The organism is Streptomyces tubbatahanensis (assembly GCF_022699385.1).
Classification (GTDB): Bacteria; Actinomycetota; Actinomycetes; order Streptomycetales; family Streptomycetaceae; genus Streptomyces; species Streptomyces diacarni.
In genome coordinates this window covers 3,667,732-3,684,695 of the sequence record NZ_CP093846.1, presented here as the reverse complement: position 1 = coordinate 3,684,695, position 16,964 = coordinate 3,667,732, and the positions used below count along the sequence as shown (strand labels likewise).

Annotated in this window: 13 protein-coding genes and 1 riboswitch; of the genes, 7 read left to right on the top strand and 6 right to left on the bottom strand. The window is 74.3% G+C overall.

The window, feature by feature from the left end; genetic code table 11:
* The first annotated feature begins 231 nt into the window (after positions 1–231).
* Together MMF93_RS15730 and MMF93_RS15725 are read left to right on the top strand one after the other, a co-directional pair.
* A complete protein-coding gene (locus MMF93_RS15730) occupies positions 232–1,137 on the top strand; it encodes a response regulator transcription factor (protein WP_242751988.1) in 906 nt (301 codons plus the stop codon).
* Positions 1,138–1,143: 6 nt separating this feature from the next.
* Complete coding sequence (locus tag MMF93_RS15725; protein ID WP_242751986.1) at positions 1,144–2,265, top strand: sensor histidine kinase; 1,122 nt, start codon at positions 1,144–1,146, stop codon at positions 2,263–2,265.
* A 23-nt stretch (positions 2,266–2,288) separates the two neighbouring features.
* Here MMF93_RS15725 and MMF93_RS15720 read toward each other — a convergent pair whose 3' ends face one another.
* The 5 genes from MMF93_RS15720 to MMF93_RS15700 form a co-directional block, all read right to left on the bottom strand.
* Entirely contained in the window at positions 2,289–3,413 is a 1,125-nt protein-coding gene (locus MMF93_RS15720; protein WP_242751984.1) for an NAD-dependent epimerase/dehydratase family protein, read from the bottom strand.
* Between the two features lie 82 nt (positions 3,414–3,495).
* On the bottom strand, positions 3,496–4,329 hold the full coding sequence (locus MMF93_RS15715; RefSeq protein WP_242751982.1) for an alpha/beta fold hydrolase: 834 nt from the start codon (positions 4,327–4,329) through the stop codon (positions 3,496–3,498).
* A gap of 69 nt (positions 4,330–4,398) precedes the next feature.
* On the bottom strand, positions 4,399–5,259 hold the full coding sequence (locus MMF93_RS15710; protein WP_242751980.1) for an SDR family oxidoreductase: 861 nt from the start codon (positions 5,257–5,259) through the stop codon (positions 4,399–4,401).
* Positions 5,260–5,395: 136 nt separating this feature from the next.
* Positions 5,396–6,493: a sigma-70 family RNA polymerase sigma factor gene (locus MMF93_RS15705; protein WP_242751978.1), complete on the bottom strand. Its 1,098-nt coding sequence runs from the start codon at positions 6,491–6,493 to the stop codon at positions 5,396–5,398.
* Positions 6,494–6,656: 163 nt separating this feature from the next.
* Positions 6,657–7,358 carry an RNA polymerase sigma factor gene (locus MMF93_RS15700; protein ID WP_114024807.1) on the bottom strand — a complete coding sequence of 234 codons (702 nt, stop codon included), beginning with the start codon at positions 7,356–7,358 and terminating at the stop codon, positions 6,657–6,659.
* Positions 7,359–7,376: 18 nt separating this feature from the next.
* Here MMF93_RS15700 and MMF93_RS33505 point away from each other — a divergent pair, with 18 nt between their 5' ends.
* The 5 genes from MMF93_RS33505 (at position 7,377) to MMF93_RS15675 (ending at position 15,366) form a co-directional block, all read left to right on the top strand.
* The gene (locus tag MMF93_RS33505) at positions 7,377–9,701 is read left to right on the top strand and encodes a serine/threonine-protein kinase (protein WP_341483272.1); all 2,325 of its coding nucleotides are present in this window, start codon (positions 7,377–7,379) and stop codon (positions 9,699–9,701) included.
* Positions 9,702–9,956: 255 nt separating this feature from the next.
* Complete coding sequence (locus tag MMF93_RS15690) at positions 9,957–10,811, top strand: DUF4232 domain-containing protein (protein ID WP_242751976.1); 855 nt, start codon at positions 9,957–9,959, stop codon at positions 10,809–10,811.
* Positions 10,812–11,340: 529 nt separating this feature from the next.
* Entirely contained in the window at positions 11,341–12,480 is a 1,140-nt protein-coding gene (locus MMF93_RS15685) for a PP2C family protein-serine/threonine phosphatase (protein WP_242751974.1), read from the top strand.
* A 154-nt stretch (positions 12,481–12,634) separates the two neighbouring features.
* Positions 12,635–12,794: riboswitch (cyclic di-AMP (ydaO/yuaA leader) on the top strand.
* 13 nt (positions 12,795–12,807) lie between these two features.
* A complete protein-coding gene (locus MMF93_RS15680; protein WP_242751972.1) occupies positions 12,808–14,259 on the top strand; it encodes a M23 family metallopeptidase in 1,452 nt (483 codons plus the stop codon).
* 153 nt (positions 14,260–14,412) lie between these two features.
* Positions 14,413–15,366: an aldo/keto reductase gene (locus MMF93_RS15675; protein ID WP_423835443.1), complete on the top strand. Its 954-nt coding sequence runs from the start codon at positions 14,413–14,415 to the stop codon at positions 15,364–15,366.
* 62 nt (positions 15,367–15,428) lie between these two features.
* Here MMF93_RS15675 and MMF93_RS15670 read toward each other — a convergent pair whose 3' ends face one another.
* A complete protein-coding gene (locus MMF93_RS15670; RefSeq protein WP_423835610.1) occupies positions 15,429–16,922 on the bottom strand; it encodes a PrsW family intramembrane metalloprotease in 1,494 nt (497 codons plus the stop codon).
* Positions 16,923–16,964: the final 42 nt, after the last annotated feature.

Below are 16,964 nucleotides of genomic sequence, written 5' to 3'. Positions count from 1 at the left end.
TCCGGATGGTTCGGTCCGGGTGCGGACCCGGCTTCGAGGGCGGACACGGACGTGGGCCCGGACGCGGTCCCCGGGGGCGGGGCGGCGTCCGGCTGGGGATCGGTCACGCGGGACACCCTACGGAGCAGAAAGCGACATTCCGGGCTTCGTGTCCTTACGAAACACGGACATCGCCCGTCTCCGTCAACCGCCCGCCTGCCCCGTCCGCTCGTGCGGTGCCACCCTGAGCACATGCAGACACCACCTTCCGGCCACGTCCTGGTGGTCGACGACGACCCGACCGTCGCCGAGGTCGTCGCCGGGTACCTCGATCGGGCCGGTCACACCGTCGACCGTGCCGAGACCGGTCCCGAGGCGCTGGAGAGGGCCGCGGCGCGCCGCCCCGACCTCGTCGTACTCGACCTGATGCTGCCCGGGATGGACGGCCTCGAGGTCTGCCGCCGGCTGCGGGAAAAGGGCCCGGTGCCCGTCATCATGCTGACCGCGCTCGGCGACGAGAACGACCGCGTCCTCGGCCTGGAGGTGGGTGCGGACGACTACGTGACCAAGCCCTTCAGCCCCCGCGAACTGGTGCTGCGCGTCGAGTCGGTGCTGCGGCGCAGCAGGGGCGCGGGCGGCGGCGCGGGAGAGCCGGCGCACACCGGCCAGGCGGATGCCACCGGCCAGGCGGCAGCCACCGGCCAGGCCGCGGCGGCCGTGGAACCCGCGCGCGCCGAGGAACCCCTGCGGGCCGCGGAACTGACCGTCGATCCGCGCGCTCGGCTGGCCACCAAGGGCGGCACCGAGCTCAACCTGACCGTACGGGAGTTCGATCTGCTCGCGCACCTGCTGCGGCATCCGGCCCGCGCCTTCACCCGCGAGGAGCTGATGCGCGAGGTGTGGGGCTGGGACTTCGGCGACCTGTCGACCGTCACCGTCCACGTCCGCCGCCTGCGCGCCAAGATCGAGGACGACCCGGCCCGCCCCCGGCTCATCCAGACGGTGTGGGGCGTGGGCTACCGCCTCGCCTCCGGCGACCACCCGGCTACGGAGGCCCGTCAGGCCACCAAAGACGCGGCCACCGGGCCAGCCCCCCAGGACGCGGTGACCCGTCAGGCCTCCCAGGACGCGGGCCCCACCGGAGCCCGGGAGGGCTGAGACGACGTGCACGACATGCTGTTGATCGCTCTGTTCGCCTTCCTCGGCGCCGCCGCCGCTGGGGTGCTCGGCGCGCTGGCGCTGCGCGCGCTGCGGCACCGTTCGCTGATCGTCTCGCTGACGGTCGTCTCCACGGTCACCGTGGTCGCCATGTTCTCCGGAACGCTCGCCGTCGCCTGGGCCATGTTCCTCTCCCGCCACGACCTGTTCGTCATCACGACCGTCGTCGCCATGGCGGCCGTCGTCTCGCTGGCGACCGCGCTGCTGCTCGGCCGCTGGGTCGCCGCGCGCAGCAACGCGCTCACCGCGGCGGCCCGCTCCTTCGGCGACGGCGGCCGCTTCCCCACGCCCCGCGAGGGCGCCGACGACGACCCGGCCGAGCTCGCGGCCCTCACCCGCGAACTCGCCGCCACCAGCGAGAAACTGGCCGCCTCGCGCGACCGCGAGCGCGCTCTGGAGAGCTCACGGCGCGAGTTGGTCGCCTGGATCTCGCACGATCTGCGGACGCCGCTCGCGGGTCTGCGCGCCATGTCCGAGGCGCTGGAGGACGGCATGGTGGAGGACACCGGGCGCTGTCTGCGGCAGATCCGCGCCGAGGTCGAGCGGCTCAACTCCATGGTCGGCGACCTGTTCGAGCTGTCCCGCATCCACGCGGGCGCGCTGTCGCTGACGACCCACCAGGTGGCCGTGGACGCGCTCGTCGAGGAGGCGTTGGCGGGCGCCGACCCGCTCGCCCGCAAGAGCGGTGTCCGGCTCGTGGGGGACGCGGTGGCCGCCGTCCCCGTCGAGGTGGATCCGGGCGAGATGACCAGGGTCCTGGGCAATCTGCTCGTCAACGCCATCCGCCGCACCCCGGCTGACGGCACGGTGGCGGTGCACGCCCGCGGTACGGACGAGGCGGTCGTCCTCTCGGTGACGGACGGCTGCGGCGGCATCCCCGAGGAGGACCTGCCCCGCGTCTTCGACACCGGCTGGCGGGGCACCCACGCCCGCACGCCGCCGGGCGCGGGGCTCGGGCTCGCCATCGTGCGGGGCATCGTCGAGGCCCACCACGGCTCGGCGGCGGTCCGCAACGTCACCGGCGGCTGCTGCTTCGAGCTGACGATCCCGGTCACCCAGGCCGGTTGACCCGCGCCGGACCACCTCGTGGCTCAGCTGCCCGACGAGGCGCGCATCTGGGCCGTCGCGAACTCCTTCATGCCCTCGGCGAACCCGATCCGCGCGCGCCAGCCCAGCTCACGGGCCGCACGCTGCGAGGAGGCGGTGATGTGCCGCACGTCACCGAGGCGGAACTCGCCCGTGACGACGGGATCGGGCCCGCCGTAGGCCTCGGCCAGCGCCGCGGCCATCTCGCCGATGGTGTGCGGCTCGTCGCTGCCGACGTTGTAGGCGGCGAACGCCGCGCCGTCGCCGGTACCGCCCCCGCCCGCTCCCGTGGCGCCGGTGTCCGTGCCCGTCCGCGCGTCCGAGACGGCGGCCAGGGCCGCGACGTTGGCGGCCGCCACGTCGTGCACGTGCACGAAGTCCCGGCGCTGCGCCCCGTCCTCGTACACGGTCGGCGCCTCGCCGCGCGCGAGAGCGGAGCGGAAGAACGAGGCGACCCCCGCGTACGGGGTGTCACGCGGCATCCCCGGCCCGTAGACGTTGTGGTAGCGCAGCGAGACGGCGCGGCCCCCGGCGGCCCGCGCCCACGCCGCGGCCAGGTGCTCCTGTGCCAGCTTGGTGGTGGCGTAGGTGTTGCGCGGGTCCGTGGGCGCGTCCTCCCCGACGAGCCCGGGCCGCAGCGCGGCCCCGCACTCGGGGCACGGCGGCTCGAACCGTCCCGCGCGCAGAGCGGACACCGCACGCGGTCCTGGCCGCACCTGCGCGTGCTCGTCGCAGACGTAACGGCCTTCCCCGTAGACGACCATGGAACCGGCGAGCACGAGCGAGCGCACCCCGGCCGCCTCCATGCCGGACAGCAGCACAGCGGTGCCGTGGTCGTTGCAACTGACGTACGCGGGCGCGTCGGAGAAGTCCTTGCCGAGCCCCACCATGGCGGCGTGGTGGCACACCGCGTCCACGCCGCGCAGCGCGTCGGCGACGGTGTCGAGGTCGCGGACGTCGCCGACGAGGTACCGCACGTCCGGCACGGGGCTGGGAGGCAGCGCACCGCCCCCCTCGTGCGCCGACGGCAACAGGGCGTCGAGCACGACCGCTTCGTGGCCCGCCTCCGTCAGGGCGTCGACGATGTGTGACCCGATGAAACCGGCCCCGCCGGTGACAAGAACGCGCATACGCACCACGCTAGGCCCGCGAGGCCGCCTGGCGGCGCCGCACCGCTCCTGTGTCACCGGTCCGTAAGAACCAGCGGGCCGCTCACGTGCGCCCGCTCCCCTCCGGCCGTCCCTCCGGCGGCATGCCGGCCTCACCGTCGCGCAGGAACCCGGCCACCAGGGGCGTCGCCTGGTGCGCGAACTCCTCGAAGTAGGCGTGCCGGGCGCCCGGAATCAGCCGGAGTACGGCGCCCGGGATCCGGCCCGCCAGCAGCGGGGCGTTGGCCGTGGGGTTGAAACGGTCCTCCGTGCCGTGCACGACCAGGGTGGGCGCCGCGATGCGGGGCAGCGCCTCCCACGCGTCGTGCCCGGCGCTCGCCCTCAGATGGCGCCGGCGTGCGTGCCCTGGCATCGAGGGGTCGCCCAACGTGGGGAACGGGCCCGGGTGCCGGGCGGTGTAGGCGGGGGTGTACATCAGGTCGAGCAGCGCCTCGCGGGCCGCCCGCGCGTCCGGCTGTACGAGGGCGCGCCGCACCTCAGGGCCCCGCTCGATGCCGTGCGGGGCGCCCGGAGAGGTGCAGCCCAGGACGAGCCGGTCGACGCGGGAAGGGTGGTCGGCCGCCAGCCACTGGGCGACCCGGCCGCCCATCGACGTGCCGTACACGTGCGCCCGTTGGACGCCCGCGTGGTCGAGGACGGCCAGCGCGTCCCGGGCGAAGCCGGGCGTGCTGTAGGAGTCGGTGTCGGGCCGGTCGCTGCGGCCCGTGCCCCGGTAGTCCCAGACCAGGGTGGTGAACGCCGCGGCGAAGTCGGCCCGTACCGGATCCCACCACCTGTGGTCGTTGGACTGCCCGCTCAACAGCAGCAGCGGCGAGCCGCCGGCGCCGTGGACCTCGTAGTGGAGCGCGGCACCGTCGGCCGCGGTCGCGTAGGGCATGCCGTCACGCTCTCACGCGGGAGGGGCGAGCCGATCCTGAGGGTGCGCCACAAGGCGGCGGCACCGGCCTCAGCGGCCATGGGGTTCCGGGGGATCGTGGGGGCCCGGGTGGCCGCAGCGGTTGGCCAGGAACTCCTCGAAGGTGCCCGCTCCGGTGGCGTGATCCGGGGCCAGGTTGCCGCCCCGGCGGAACGCGCGGGCGGTGCGGCCCGGCAGTGGCAGACCGACGACGCGGCGGGACCGCCCGGTGGCGCGCAGCACCTGTGCGGCCGCCTCGCGGGCGCCGAGCACCCGCGGCCCGCCCATGTCCGGCACCCGCCCGGCCGGCTCCCGCCCCACGAGCTCGGCGAGCCGCCCGGCGACCTCGGTGACCTCCACCGGCTGGAACCGGAAGCCCGACGGTGCCACGACGACGGGCATGCGCCGCTGGACGGTGGTCAGCGTCGCGACCAGGTCGTGGAACTGGGTGGCCCGCAGGATCGTCCACGGCAGGCCCGACGTCTCCAACAGCCGCTCGGCGGCGTACTTCCCCCTGTAGTACGGGAACGGGATCCGGTCGACGCCGACGATGGAGATGTAGACCAGGTGCGCGACGCCCGCCTGCCGAGCCGCCTCCGCGAGGCGCGCGAGAATCCGCGCCTCGCGCCACGGGTCGGTGGCGCAGTGCACGACGGCGCGCACGCCCGAGACGGCCTCCGTCAGGCCGGCGCCCTTGGTCAGGTCGCACACGGCCCACTCGCAGGGGCGCTCGTCACCCTCCCGGCGCGGCCTCCTGCTCAGCACGCGGACGGGGACGCCGTCGGCCAGCAGCCGGTCGACGAGCGGACGGCCGAGGGTGCCGGTGCCGCCGGTCACCAGGACGGGCCCGGCGGGACGGTGGGCGTTTTCGTGCGAGGGGGAGGGGGCCGGCGGAGAGGGCGGGGGTGTCATCGGTGTGCCTCCGGGTCGGTGCGGGTGCCGGGAGGGCCCGCCCTGGTGGTGAGGGGGCCCACAACGGAGAACCGGACAGCGGCGCGGAACGTGACAACGGGCGTGGCGAACGGCGACAACGGGTCCCGCGGACGGCTCACACGTCGCTTCGTGCGCCTCCATGGACGGTCGCGCCCCGCGAGGCGAGCTGCTGTGCCGCGTACTGCATTTTGTCCGGATTCGCGATGATCCGCAGGGTCGTGATCCGGCCCTCCACGACGTCCAGCGACAGCACGCCCAACAGCCGCCCCGCCGCCACGCCGAGCAGCGCGGGCCCGCCGTTGACCTCGCACGGCACCAGTGCGACCCCGGCCGCGAAGCGCCCCAGGCCCCCGGCCAGATACCGGGCGACCCGGGCCCGGCCGCTGATGGGGCGCCGCGCGGTGTTGACCTTGCCGCCACCGTCCGCGTACGAGACCACGTCCTCGGCAAGGAGCCGCTCCAGCCGCCTCAGATCGCCCTCGCGCGCCGCGGCCACGAACGTCTCGACCAGCCCGCTCCAGCGGCTCCGGTACGGCGTGCCGGGCGCTGCTGAGCCGTTGGGCGGTGCTGAACCGGTCTGCGACGGCGTGCCCTCGGGCGCCGCCTCGCCCTCGGGCGCCGCCTCGCCGTCGGGCGCTGCTGAGCCGGTCCGCGCCGTCGTCCGGGCGGACTGCGCGCTCCCGTGGACGGCGCGCTTCGCCCTCCGGTACAGCTGACGGGAGTTCGCCTCGGAGACGTCCAGCACCCCGGCGATCTCCCGGTGCGGATAGCCGAAGGCCTCGCGGAGTACGAACACGGCACGCTCGGGCGGGGTCAGCCGCTCCAACAGGACGAGCAGCGCCAGTGAGACGGAGTCGCGCTGCTCGGCCGTCTCCAGCGGCCCGAGCGGGGCCGCACCGGACCCGCCCCAGACCGCGCTCCCGCGCTCCGACACGACCGCGGCCCCCGTCAGCACGGGCTCCGGCAGCCACTGGCCCACGTACTGTTCACGGCGCACGCGGGCGGACGCCAACTCGTTCAGACAGAGCCGGGTGACGACGGTGGCCAGCCACGCGCCGGGCATCGCGACGGCCTCCCGGTCGGCGCGCCGCCAGCGCAGGTAGGCCTCCTGCAGGACGTCCTCGGCGTCGGTCGCCGAACCCAGCATCCGGTAGGCGATCGAGAACAGCCGCCCCCTGTGTGCCTCGAACCGCGCCACCGCCGCATCCGCCATGGCCTCAGTCGACCACGCCGTACTCAGCGGCCCGCGTACCAGCCCCCGTCACCGTCCGTCCGCTCCACGTCACAGCGGACCGTGCCGACGCGAGGGGGGCATGGCGGCGCGAGGGGCGCATGGGGGCGCGGTCCGGGCCGCGGGGCCCGGACCGCGGGACCGGTCACCACTCCTGGGAGGTGAGCCAGGGACGGATGTGCCGGCGGGCGTGGTGGAGACGGGACTTGACGGTGCCCAGAGGGATGCCGAGACGGTCGACGATCTCGGCGTAGTCCATCTGGCACAGGTCGCGGTAGACCAGGGGCGCCACCAGGTGGGGGCTCTCCTGCTCCAGGCGTTCGAGCGCTTCGAGCACGTCCACCTTGGAGCCCGCGATCACACTCGTCGTGCGGGGGTCGGGACGGCGCTCGGGCGCACTCGCCTCGTCGGGGGGCGTGGGCTGTTCGGCCGCGCGCCGCTTCAGCTCGCGGTACTTCTGCCGGGAGCAGTTGGCCACCACGGTGTGCAGCCAGGTGCTGAAGCGGCTGCGGCCCTCGAAGCGGTGGATGTTCCGTGCGACCTGCAGCAGCGCGTCCTGTGCCGCCTCCTCGGCGTCCTCGCGGTAGAGGAGGAAGCGGCCACAGCGGCGCACGATGTCGGGACGGATCGCGCGGAGCAGCGCGTCGAGGGACGCGCTGTCGCCCTGCGCCGCGAACAGCGCGAGGGTCTCGGTGTCGGGGGATTGGGGGTCGAAGGTTTCGTTATCGTGAGGTGCGGCGCCTGGGGGGACGCCCGTGCCGGCTGGTGTTGCCGGGGCGGCCGGAGTGGCCGGTTCGGCCGGGCCGAAGGGCTGGTTCGCGGCGTCTGCGGAAGCCGGGGGACACATCCAGGCATCATAAGGGGCATGCCCTCACCTGATCAGTTCGGCCGCTACCGGGTCGAGAAGCCCCTCGGATCCGGAGCCTTCGCCGTCGTCTGGCTCGCGCACGACGATCGGCTGGAGGCTCCCGTCGCAGTCAAGGTGATGGCCGAGAACTGGGCCTGCCGTATGGACATCCGCGACCGTTTCCTCGCCGAGGCGCGACTGCTGCGCAAGGCCTCCTCGGGCGGTGTCGTCCAGGTCTTCGACGTCGGCGAGCTGGACGACGAACGCCCCTATTTCGTCATGGAGTACGCGGACCGCGGCACGGTCGCCGACAGACTGGCGGGAGGCCCGCTGCCGGTGCCCGAGGCGCTGTGGCTCACCGCCGAGGCGTCCCGCGGCGTGCGGGCGCTGCACGAGGCGGGGGTCGCGCACCGCGACATCAAGCCCTCGAACGTCCTGCTGGCGAGCGGCGGCGCGCGGGGCAGCGAGCGGGTGCTGGTCGCCGACCTGGGCCTGGCGAAGAACCTCGCGCAGGCCTCGGGCCTGACGGTGGTCGCCGGGTCGGCCGGCTACATGGCGCCCGAGCAGGCGGAACCGTTCGACGGCATCGACGCCCGCGCCGACGTCTACAGCCTGGGCGCCCTCCTCCACCACCTGGTGACCGGGACCGTGCCCGGGGCGCCGGGCCGGGTGCCGCCGCTGGGCCGGGTGCGCCCGGGGCTGCCGCGGGAGCTGGAAGAGGTCGTCGGACGCGCCCTGGAGCCCGACCGCGACCGCCGCTGGCCCACAGCGGGTGCCTTCGCCCACGAGCTGGACCGGCTGGCGGAGAGCGTCCGGCGCCTGTCCGAGGACCCGGGCACGGGCCGCGCCGGCCTTGCGGGCGGTGCGGGCGGTGTGGGCCTTGCGGGTGCCGCGGGTGCCGCGGGCGGTGTGGTCGCGGCGGGCGGTGGGGCCGGCGCAGGGGTCGCCCAAGGCGCCCAGGAGCGCCTGGAGGCACCTGAGGAGGCCTCGACGGCCGCCGAGTGGCCAACGGGCGCGCCCGCGTCCCGCGCGGCGCGAGAGGCCGCCTCAGAGCCTCCGACGGCGCCCGTCTCCTCCGCGTCTCCCGTCTCCTCCCGGTCCCCTGCCTCCTCGTCGGCGGATCCCGACTCCTCGGTCGATTCCGTGTCATCCGCGGACTCTTCGGGCGCCCCGACCTCTCCTGCGAACTCCGCGAGTTCCGCGAACTTCGCGAGCCCCGTGTCCTCGGCGGAGCCGGCCACGTCCGCTCGCTCCGACTCTCCGAGCTGGGCCGCCTCTCCGCCGGCTGCCGCCTCCGCGCCGATCGCTGCCTCCCCGACGGTTCCCGCGTCCTCGTCGGAGGCGAACCCGGCGGACGCGGTCCCGGCGGATGGGGTGCGGTCGGACGCGGTCGCGACGGACGCGATGCCGGCGGACGCTGCGCGGTCGGACGCGGTCCCGTCCGGTGCGGTCGCGGCCGGGGCGTCCCAGGCCGGGCGTGGCTCCCGTGTGGGATACATCTCACCCGTGACGGAGGCGGATTCGGAGGCCTCCACGGTTGCCGAGGCGCACCCGGCGACCGCCCAAGAGCCCTCGTCGGCCGCCGTCCCACCGTCGGGTGCGGGGCCGCACCCGGCCTCGCCTCCCACCGGTCGTCGACGCCGGGGGCGTACGGCCCTCGTCCTCACCGTCGCCGTCGCGGCGCTGGCCGGCGCGGGAGCGGCGGTGGTGAAGCTGAGGCCGGACGAGCCGAAGAAGCCGGACGAGACGCTCGTACACGACGCCAGCGGACGTATCAGCATGAAGATACCGGCGGAGTGGGCGGGCGAGGTGACACGTGACGGGTGGCGCCCGTCGTCGATCGGCCTGCCGGCCGACCACGCTCCCGGGATGCTCGTCGCGGAGGACGTGAAGGGCTGGAAGGACCTCACCTCGAAGACGAGCGGGGTCTTCGTCGGTCTCGGCGGCGACAGCGAGAGCGGCGAGAACAGCGAGGACAGCAAGAACAGCGACGGCAAGGGAGCCGACACCGACGGCGCGAACGGCGACGAGCGGACGAACGGCGCCCGTGCCGACGCCGGGAAGTCCGGTGACACGTTGGCGGACAAGGTCGGGGCGATCAGCCACCGCACCGCCTGCCAGGACGCGGCGAGCCGCGCGTACAAGGGCGAGAACTGGCAGGGACGCATCCGTACCTGGTCCTCCTGCGCCTCCTCGGGGATATCGCTGGAGGAGATCAGCCTGACGCCCCGGCACAAGGGGAAGCCCCCGGTGTACGTGCAGATCCGCTGCGACGAGGACTGCGTGGCCAGGACGGACAAGGTGCTGGGCAGTCTGGAGGTGAGCGGCGCCTCGGAGGGCTGAAGGCGGTCGGCCGGACATGTCAGCTGGAATGTCGGCCGGAAGTGCCCATATCTGTCCGTATTGTTCACACGTGATCCGGTCGGCAGACCCGCGGCCGGAAAAAGTTTCCCGGAACCGTGAACTTTCTCGGGGAGTCGGCCATCGAACGGTGTGTACGGCGCAAGAGCCCGGGGTGCACGCTGGTGAGGGACACACGAACGGCATCCCGGGCGGCCGAACGACCGCGAGACGCGTGACCAGGGAGTGACGGCAGCCATGACACAGCGCCAACACGTGACAGGCGAGCGGGTCGTGCACGAGACGACGGAATCCGCATCCGTTTCCGGAGGCGCCGGACACCGCCCCCGGCGCCGGGTGGCCCGCGTCGCGGCCGGAGCGACGGCGGTGCTGGCTGCGGGGGCACTGCTGGTGGGGTGCGGTGACGGCGACAAGGACGCGGGGGACGGGGCACCGAAGAAGGTCAGCGGCGAGGCGGCGCCCGCCGGGGGCGACTCCGACAAGGACAACGGAGGCGACGGCAAGGGCGGCGACCAGCACAACGGCGGCAAGGGCGAGACGGACGGCGCTGCGAAGGGCGGCTCCGACGGGTCCGATTCCGGATCGGGGGATTCCTCGGGCTCGTCCGACTCGTCCGGTTCCTCTTCGGCGGGTACGTCAGGCGCCGGCGGGACACACGCGGGCTCCGGTTCCGGCTCCCGCTGCGCCACCGGGGACCTGCGGGCCTCGTTCGGTCCGAACCACCCGGGCGCGGGCCAGGAGAACTACTCCCTCGTGTTCACGAACACGTCGGACGCCACCTGCACCGTGCGTGGCTACCCCGGCCTGGCGTTCGTCAACAGCGCGGGCGAGGAGGTCTCCATCGACCCGAACCGGACCGGCGGCCAGGTGCGGACGGTCACACTGGCGCCAGGAAAGAGCGCGTGGGCGCCGCTCTCCTACTCCAACCCCGAGATGACCGACGTCCCGACGGTGAAGCCGTCCGCGGCGAAGGTCACCCCGCCCGACGAGCACGCTTCGCTCACCGCACCGTGGTCGGGCGGCGAGGTCACCAAGAGCGGGACGGCGTCCGTCCCGAAGATCGGACCCCTGGCCCCGGGCACCGGCGGCTGAACCACACGCACGGGGCGACCGGCGCGGCTGTCCGTGACGGGATCTCCCTGACGGGATCTCCGTGACGGGATCTCCGTGCGGAGGCCAACCGCGACGGGGTGGCCGTCGGCCGGACGGCGGAGTGTCCCCTGACCACGGGACACTGCCGCGTTCGAGGGCCGGCGGGAACCGAAGGACCGCCCCGTACCGACGGACGGCGCCCGGCTCCACGGGAGGGTGCCGGGCGCCGTCCGTCCTTGCCTCACCGCCCGGGCCTCCACGGCGGCGAGGGGCCGCGTGAGGCGCCCGTTCGCCGTACGCACGGGTGCGGCATGGCCGGGCCCGTGCTACCGCTTCCGGACGCCGCGCGCGGCAGTCACCCCCCGTCACCCGACCCGACCACGCCCGAGTGGCCCGGCGTCCGCAGGCGGGCCAGATTGAGAGCGTGCAGGAGAGACGGACAGGCGGACGGACGAGCCGACGAACGGGCCGGAGACGGAGCTGGGAGGACGAGAGCGGAGCGGATCCTGCGGGCGGGTACGAGGGCGGCGTGGGGCGGCTGCGGCGCCTGGCGCGGCTGCTCCCTCCCGCGCTGTTCGCCCTGGGGCTCGTCCTGGAGCTGGCCACGCCGCCGAACGTGACCGTCTCGGCGCCTTTCGCCGCCACGCCACTGGCCGCGGCCGCACTGCTGTCGTTCCGCGCCACCGTCGTCGCCGGTGTCGCCTCCTCCGGCACCGTCGTCCTGCTGACCTGGCTGCACGACGAGGCGGGCCCCGACATCGAACCCGAGGCCCGGTCCATCACCATCGCGACCGTCTCCGCGCTCGCCGTGGGCGTCAACTACGTGCTGCGCCGCAGCGGCGAGCAGCTGGCCTCCGCCCGTGTCGTCGCCGAGGCCGTACAGCTCGCGGTCCTGCCCACGCCGCCCACCCGTGCGGGCGGTCTGGTGTTCGCCACCCGCTACCGCGCCGCACAGACGGACGCCCGCATCGGTGGCGACTTCTACGCCGTCGAGGAGACCCCGTACGGCGTACGGCTGCTTCTCGGGGACGTACGCGGCAAAGGGCTCGGCGCGGTCGAGGCCGTCGTCATCGTGGTGGGCGCTTTCCGCGAGGCGGCCGAACAGGAAGAGACCCTCGCCGACGTCGCGGCCCGCCTCGACCGCGCCCTCCAGCGGGAAGGACGGCGGCAACTGGGCACCGCACGGTTCGAGGGCTTCACCACCGCGGTACTCGCGGAGATCCCCGCCCACCCGCCCCCTCCGGGCGGCCCCGGCACGCCGCATGCGACAGCCCCGCAGAACGCCGCATCCGGCCCCGTACTGCGCCTGGTCAACCGCGGCCACCCCGGCCCCGTCCTGCTCCACCAGGGCCGCACGACGCTCCTGGAACCGGACGAACCCTCGCTCCCGCTCGGCATGACGGAGCTGGGCGTGTGGCCCGACGAGATCGACGAGGTGCCCTTCCCTGCGGGCAGCCAACTCCTCCTCTACACCGACGGCCTGTCCGAGGCCCGCAACGCCGACGGCGTCTTCTACGACCCCGCCGGACGGCTATCCCGCAGCTACTTCGCCGACCCCGAGGAACTGCTGGAAACCGTCCTCATCGACGTCGCCGACCACACGGGCGGCGAGGCGGTCGACGACATGGCACTGCTGGCTGTCGCCCACGAGACCCGGCGGAGCACGTGATCCGGCCCCACAGCGAGCGGCAATTGTGGGGAACGGCTTGGAAACACGGGTGCTGTTCTATTACCGTCCGATAACGCGGCACGGTCGTCACTGTCGTCACGGAAGACGGCACCGTGCGCCGACGCCGAATCCCGCACACGGAGCACCAGCCGGCCCAACTCACCGGCCAGGCCCCGCGGGAACCGGGGAACCACCCCTTCTCGTCAGCATGTCGGGAAGGACGGGGTGAATCGGGCGCCCCGCACGGGATGCCCGTAGGAGACCTTCCTGCTCCGAACCCGTCAGCTAACCCGGTAGGCGAGAAGGAAGGAAAGGAGAGCGCCCACCGTGGCGTCCACATCCCAGGGCCCTGCCCCCGAGGCCGTCGGGTACGGCCCGCAGCCCGGCACCGTCGGCTCCCCCGCTCCCACCCCCGCGCCGGCCGCCCCTCACGGCGGCCCCCAGCCGTACGGCGGTCCTCAGCCGTACGGTGGCCCGCTCCCGTACAGCGGCGCGCATCCGTACGGTGCTCCGCATCCGCACGGCACGTCGGGGCCGTACGACGCTCCGGGCTCGCATGGCGCTTCGGCCCCGCATGGCGCTCCGGGCCCGCATGGCGCTTCGGCCCCGCATGGCGCTCCGGGCCCGCATGGCGCTTCGGGCCCGCACGGCTCCGCGCACCCGTACGGCACTGAGCACCCCTACGGCGAGTCCAAGGCCGGCGTCAGCGAGTCCTCCGGCGGGGACGGCCCGCAGGACGAGTGGCACCGCACCGAGGAGTGGAATCCCACCGAGGAGGCCGCCCGCTCGCTGCGCGGCAAGCACCGGGTCGCCCGGCAGCGGACCGGCGGTGTGGCGCGCGGCGGGGCCGTCCTCGGCGTCGGCATGATCGCCGCCGTGGGCGCGGGCGGCATGGCCACGGCACACGACAAGGACCCCGGCTCCATATCCGTACCCGACCTCGGCGCCGCCGCCGACACCGCGCGGGACCTGACCGGCCACCTGCCCGACGCCGAGGACATCCCCGGCCTCGGGGCGTTCGTCTCCGACGACGCGGACGGCACAGACGGTGCCCAGGGAACGGACGGCGCCCAGGCGGCACACGGAGCCGACGCGGCCGAGGCGGCGGCCGGCACGGGCGGCGGCAGCGCCGGCGAGGCACTCCGGGCCCGCATCCTCGCGCAGGCCGAGCGGCACCACTCCGCGACGGACGCACAAGCCCGCGAGGACGCGGCACGCCAGGCCGCGAGCGCCGCCGCTGAGCAGGCCGCGAAGCGGGCCGCCGCCGAGGAACGCGCGCGAGCCGAGGCGCAGGACGAACGCCGGCGCGAGGCCGCGGAGGCGAAGGCCGCCGAGGCGGCGAAGGCCAAGGCGGCGGCGGAACGCCGGGCCAAGCTCGCCCGCAGCTATGTCGCGCCGGTCGCCTCCTACCAGCTGAGCGCCGGCTTCGGCCAGGCCGGCGGCAGATGGCAGAACGACCACACAGGCCAGGACTTCGCCGCCCCCAACGGCACGCCCGTCAAGGCGATCCACACCGGCACCGTCAAGGAGGCCGGCTGGGCCGGCTCGTACGGCTACCGCGTCGTCCTCGAACTGGACGACGGCACGGAACTGTGGTTCTGCCATCTCTCCTCCATGACCAAGTCGGCAGGCGACAAGGTGAGCACCGGCGACGTCATCGGCCGCGTCGGCTCCACCGGCAACTCCTCAGGACCGCACCTGCACGTCGAGGTCCGCCCGGACGGCGGCGCTCCGGTGGACCCGCTGACGTGGCTGCGCGACAAGGGCGTCACCGTCTGACCCGGCCCTGACGACGGAGCCCCCGCACGCGCCCGCGTGGCTCCCCGCGACGCCGTGGGGGCGCCTGGCAAAACTGTCGCTCCCCACAGCCGCGCGGGGGAGTCCCGCGCGCTGTGCCCGCACCGGAGGGAGACGGCGCGCTACGGTCGCGGCATGCAGATGAACGTCGGCAAGAAGATCGGTCAGCTGTCCGTCGCGCCGCTCGCACTCGGCGGCAACGTCTTCGGCTGGACCGCGGACAAGGACACGTCCTTCGCCGTGCTGGACGCCTACACCGAAGGCGGCGGCAACCACATCGACACCGCCGACGGGTACTCCTCCTGGGTGGAGGGCAACTCGGGCGGCGAGTCCGAGACGGTGATCGGCCAGTGGCTCGCGGCGCGCGGCCCCGCGGTCCGCGACGACGTCGTCGTCGCCACCAAGGTCGCCCGGCACCCCGACCGCATGGGGCTGGACCCGCAGAACATCAAGGCCGCCTGTGAGGACTCGCTGCGCCGCCTGCAGACCGACCGCATCGACCTGTACTACACGCACTTCGACGACGAGTCGGTCGAGGTCTCCGAGATCCTCCAGGCCCTGGACGACCTGGTCAAGGCCGGCAAGGTCCGCGAGATCGCGGCCTCGAACATCTCCCCCGAACGCCTGGCCGCCTCCCTCGCCTTCAGCGACCGCGAAGGCACCGCCCGGTACGTCGCACTCCAGCCGCACTACAACCTGGTCTCCCGCGACACGTACGAGGGAGAGCTCGAAACCCTCGCCCGGCGCGAGTCCCTGGCCGTGCTCCCGTACTACGCGCTGGCCGCCGGCTTCCTCACCGGCAAGTACCAGCCCGGCGAACAGCCGCCCGAGGGCGCCAGGTCAGGCCAGGCGGCCAAACTCCTGGCCACCGAGCGCGGCCAACGCGTCCTGGCAGCCCTCTCCACGGTCGCGGGCGCCCACCAGGCCCCCGAGGCCACCGTCGCCCTCGCCTGGCTCCTCGCCCAGCCCACCGTCACCTCCCCCATCGCCAGCGCCCGCACCGTCGACCAACTCCCGGCCCTCATGGCCGTCGCCGACCTCCAACTCACCCACGACGAACTCCACCTCCTCACAGACGCCTCGTCGTAAGGGGGCCCGTTCTACCGCCACCCCTCCGGGCTCGCTCCTTCGCGGGAACGCTCCGCGGCCGCTCACCGCACCGGATACCCCGCCCACCCCCGCGGAGGCAGGTAAGGGCGGCTCAGGGCCAGGGCGGCGCTGGTGGTGGGGGGGCCGGACAGGGGGTGGTTGGCGCGGAGGGAGCGGAGGAGTTGGTGTTCGCGGGCGGCGAAGTCGGGGGCCGTGGCGCCGTTGGTGGCGCGGGAGCGGAGGAGGGCGAGTGCGGTGGCGTCGTGCTGGTAGGCGGCCAGGGTGCGGGCCGCGGCGGGGCCGTGGCTGCGGCGGGCCATCGCGCGGGCCATCGAGCGGGCCCGCATGGACGAGAGCGACCAGGGCTCCGGCTCGCTGAACCAGCCGGCGGCCGCGTACGCGGGCAGCGTCTCGCGGACGATCCGCAACTCGTGCAGGCGTGACCAGACGGCCAGCCACGTCAGGGCGCCGAACACCGGGAGCATGAAGAGGCCGTACACGGCGAGGAACGTGTAGTTGGCGAAGGACGCCGAGCCGTTCCATATCGCGTGCAGCAGCACTGCCGTGCACCAGCCCAGCAGCGGCAGCACCGTACGCAGGACCCGGCGCCGCCGTGGCAGGGCCGCGACCATGCCGAAGGCTATGCCGGTCATCGCCGTGAACAGCGGGTGGGCGAACGGCGCGAAGATGATCCGGATGAGGAACGTGCCGGCGGTCGCCGAGCCGGCCAGACCGTCGGGGCTCAGTGCGGCGTCCTGGTCGAACGCCGTACCGAGATAGAGGATGTTCTCGGTGAAGGCGAAACCGGCCGCAGTGATGCCCGCCGCCGCTATGCCGGACACGACGCTGTCGAGGTGACGGCGGCGGAAGAGGAAGAGCAGCAGGACGGCGGCCGCCTTGGTGGTCTCCTCGACGACCGGCGCGATCACGGTGGCGCCGAGAGTGTCGGCCTCGTGCGGCGAGTCGACGACGACGGAAGAGGCCAGCCAGTCGGTGGCGAAGCCGTTGGCCAGGATGGCGACCAGTGTCGCCGCGCAGGCCCCCCAGGCGAAGGCGAACAGGTGGGTGCGCCACGGCGCGGGCAGCGGTGCGCTCAGCCAGCGGAACGCGGCCAGCAGCAGTGGGACGGGGAAGAGGGCGAGCCCGAATCCGACGAGCAGGCCCGTCGTCCCTGTCTGCTCCCGTACCAGCGCCAGGATCATCAAGCCGCACAGCGTCAGCAGCACGATCAGCGCGGTGGCGCGCAGCGTCCTGCGGTGCCGTTGCCACCAGGACGGCACCGGGTGTGTCGGCACGGCGGAGTAGGGGAGTCCGACGCCGGCCCCGGCCCCGGCCCCGGCCCCGGCGTGCGGGGCGTAGGGGGTCGGCGGCCTCGGGGCAGTGGCGTGGGGCTGTGCGGGCGGAGCAGCCGGTGGGGAGTGCCAGCCGGGGCGGGGCGGGTGCTCCGCCTCCGGGGGGCGGTGGCCGCCGCCGTGTCCTGCCGGGGCGTCCTGCGGCTGGGCAGGGCGCGCCGAGGGGACGGGCGCGGGCGGGCCCGAGGGCTGCCCGGACGTCATCGGGTTCGGCGGCGCGCCTGGGGCGCCGGCTGCCTCGTCATG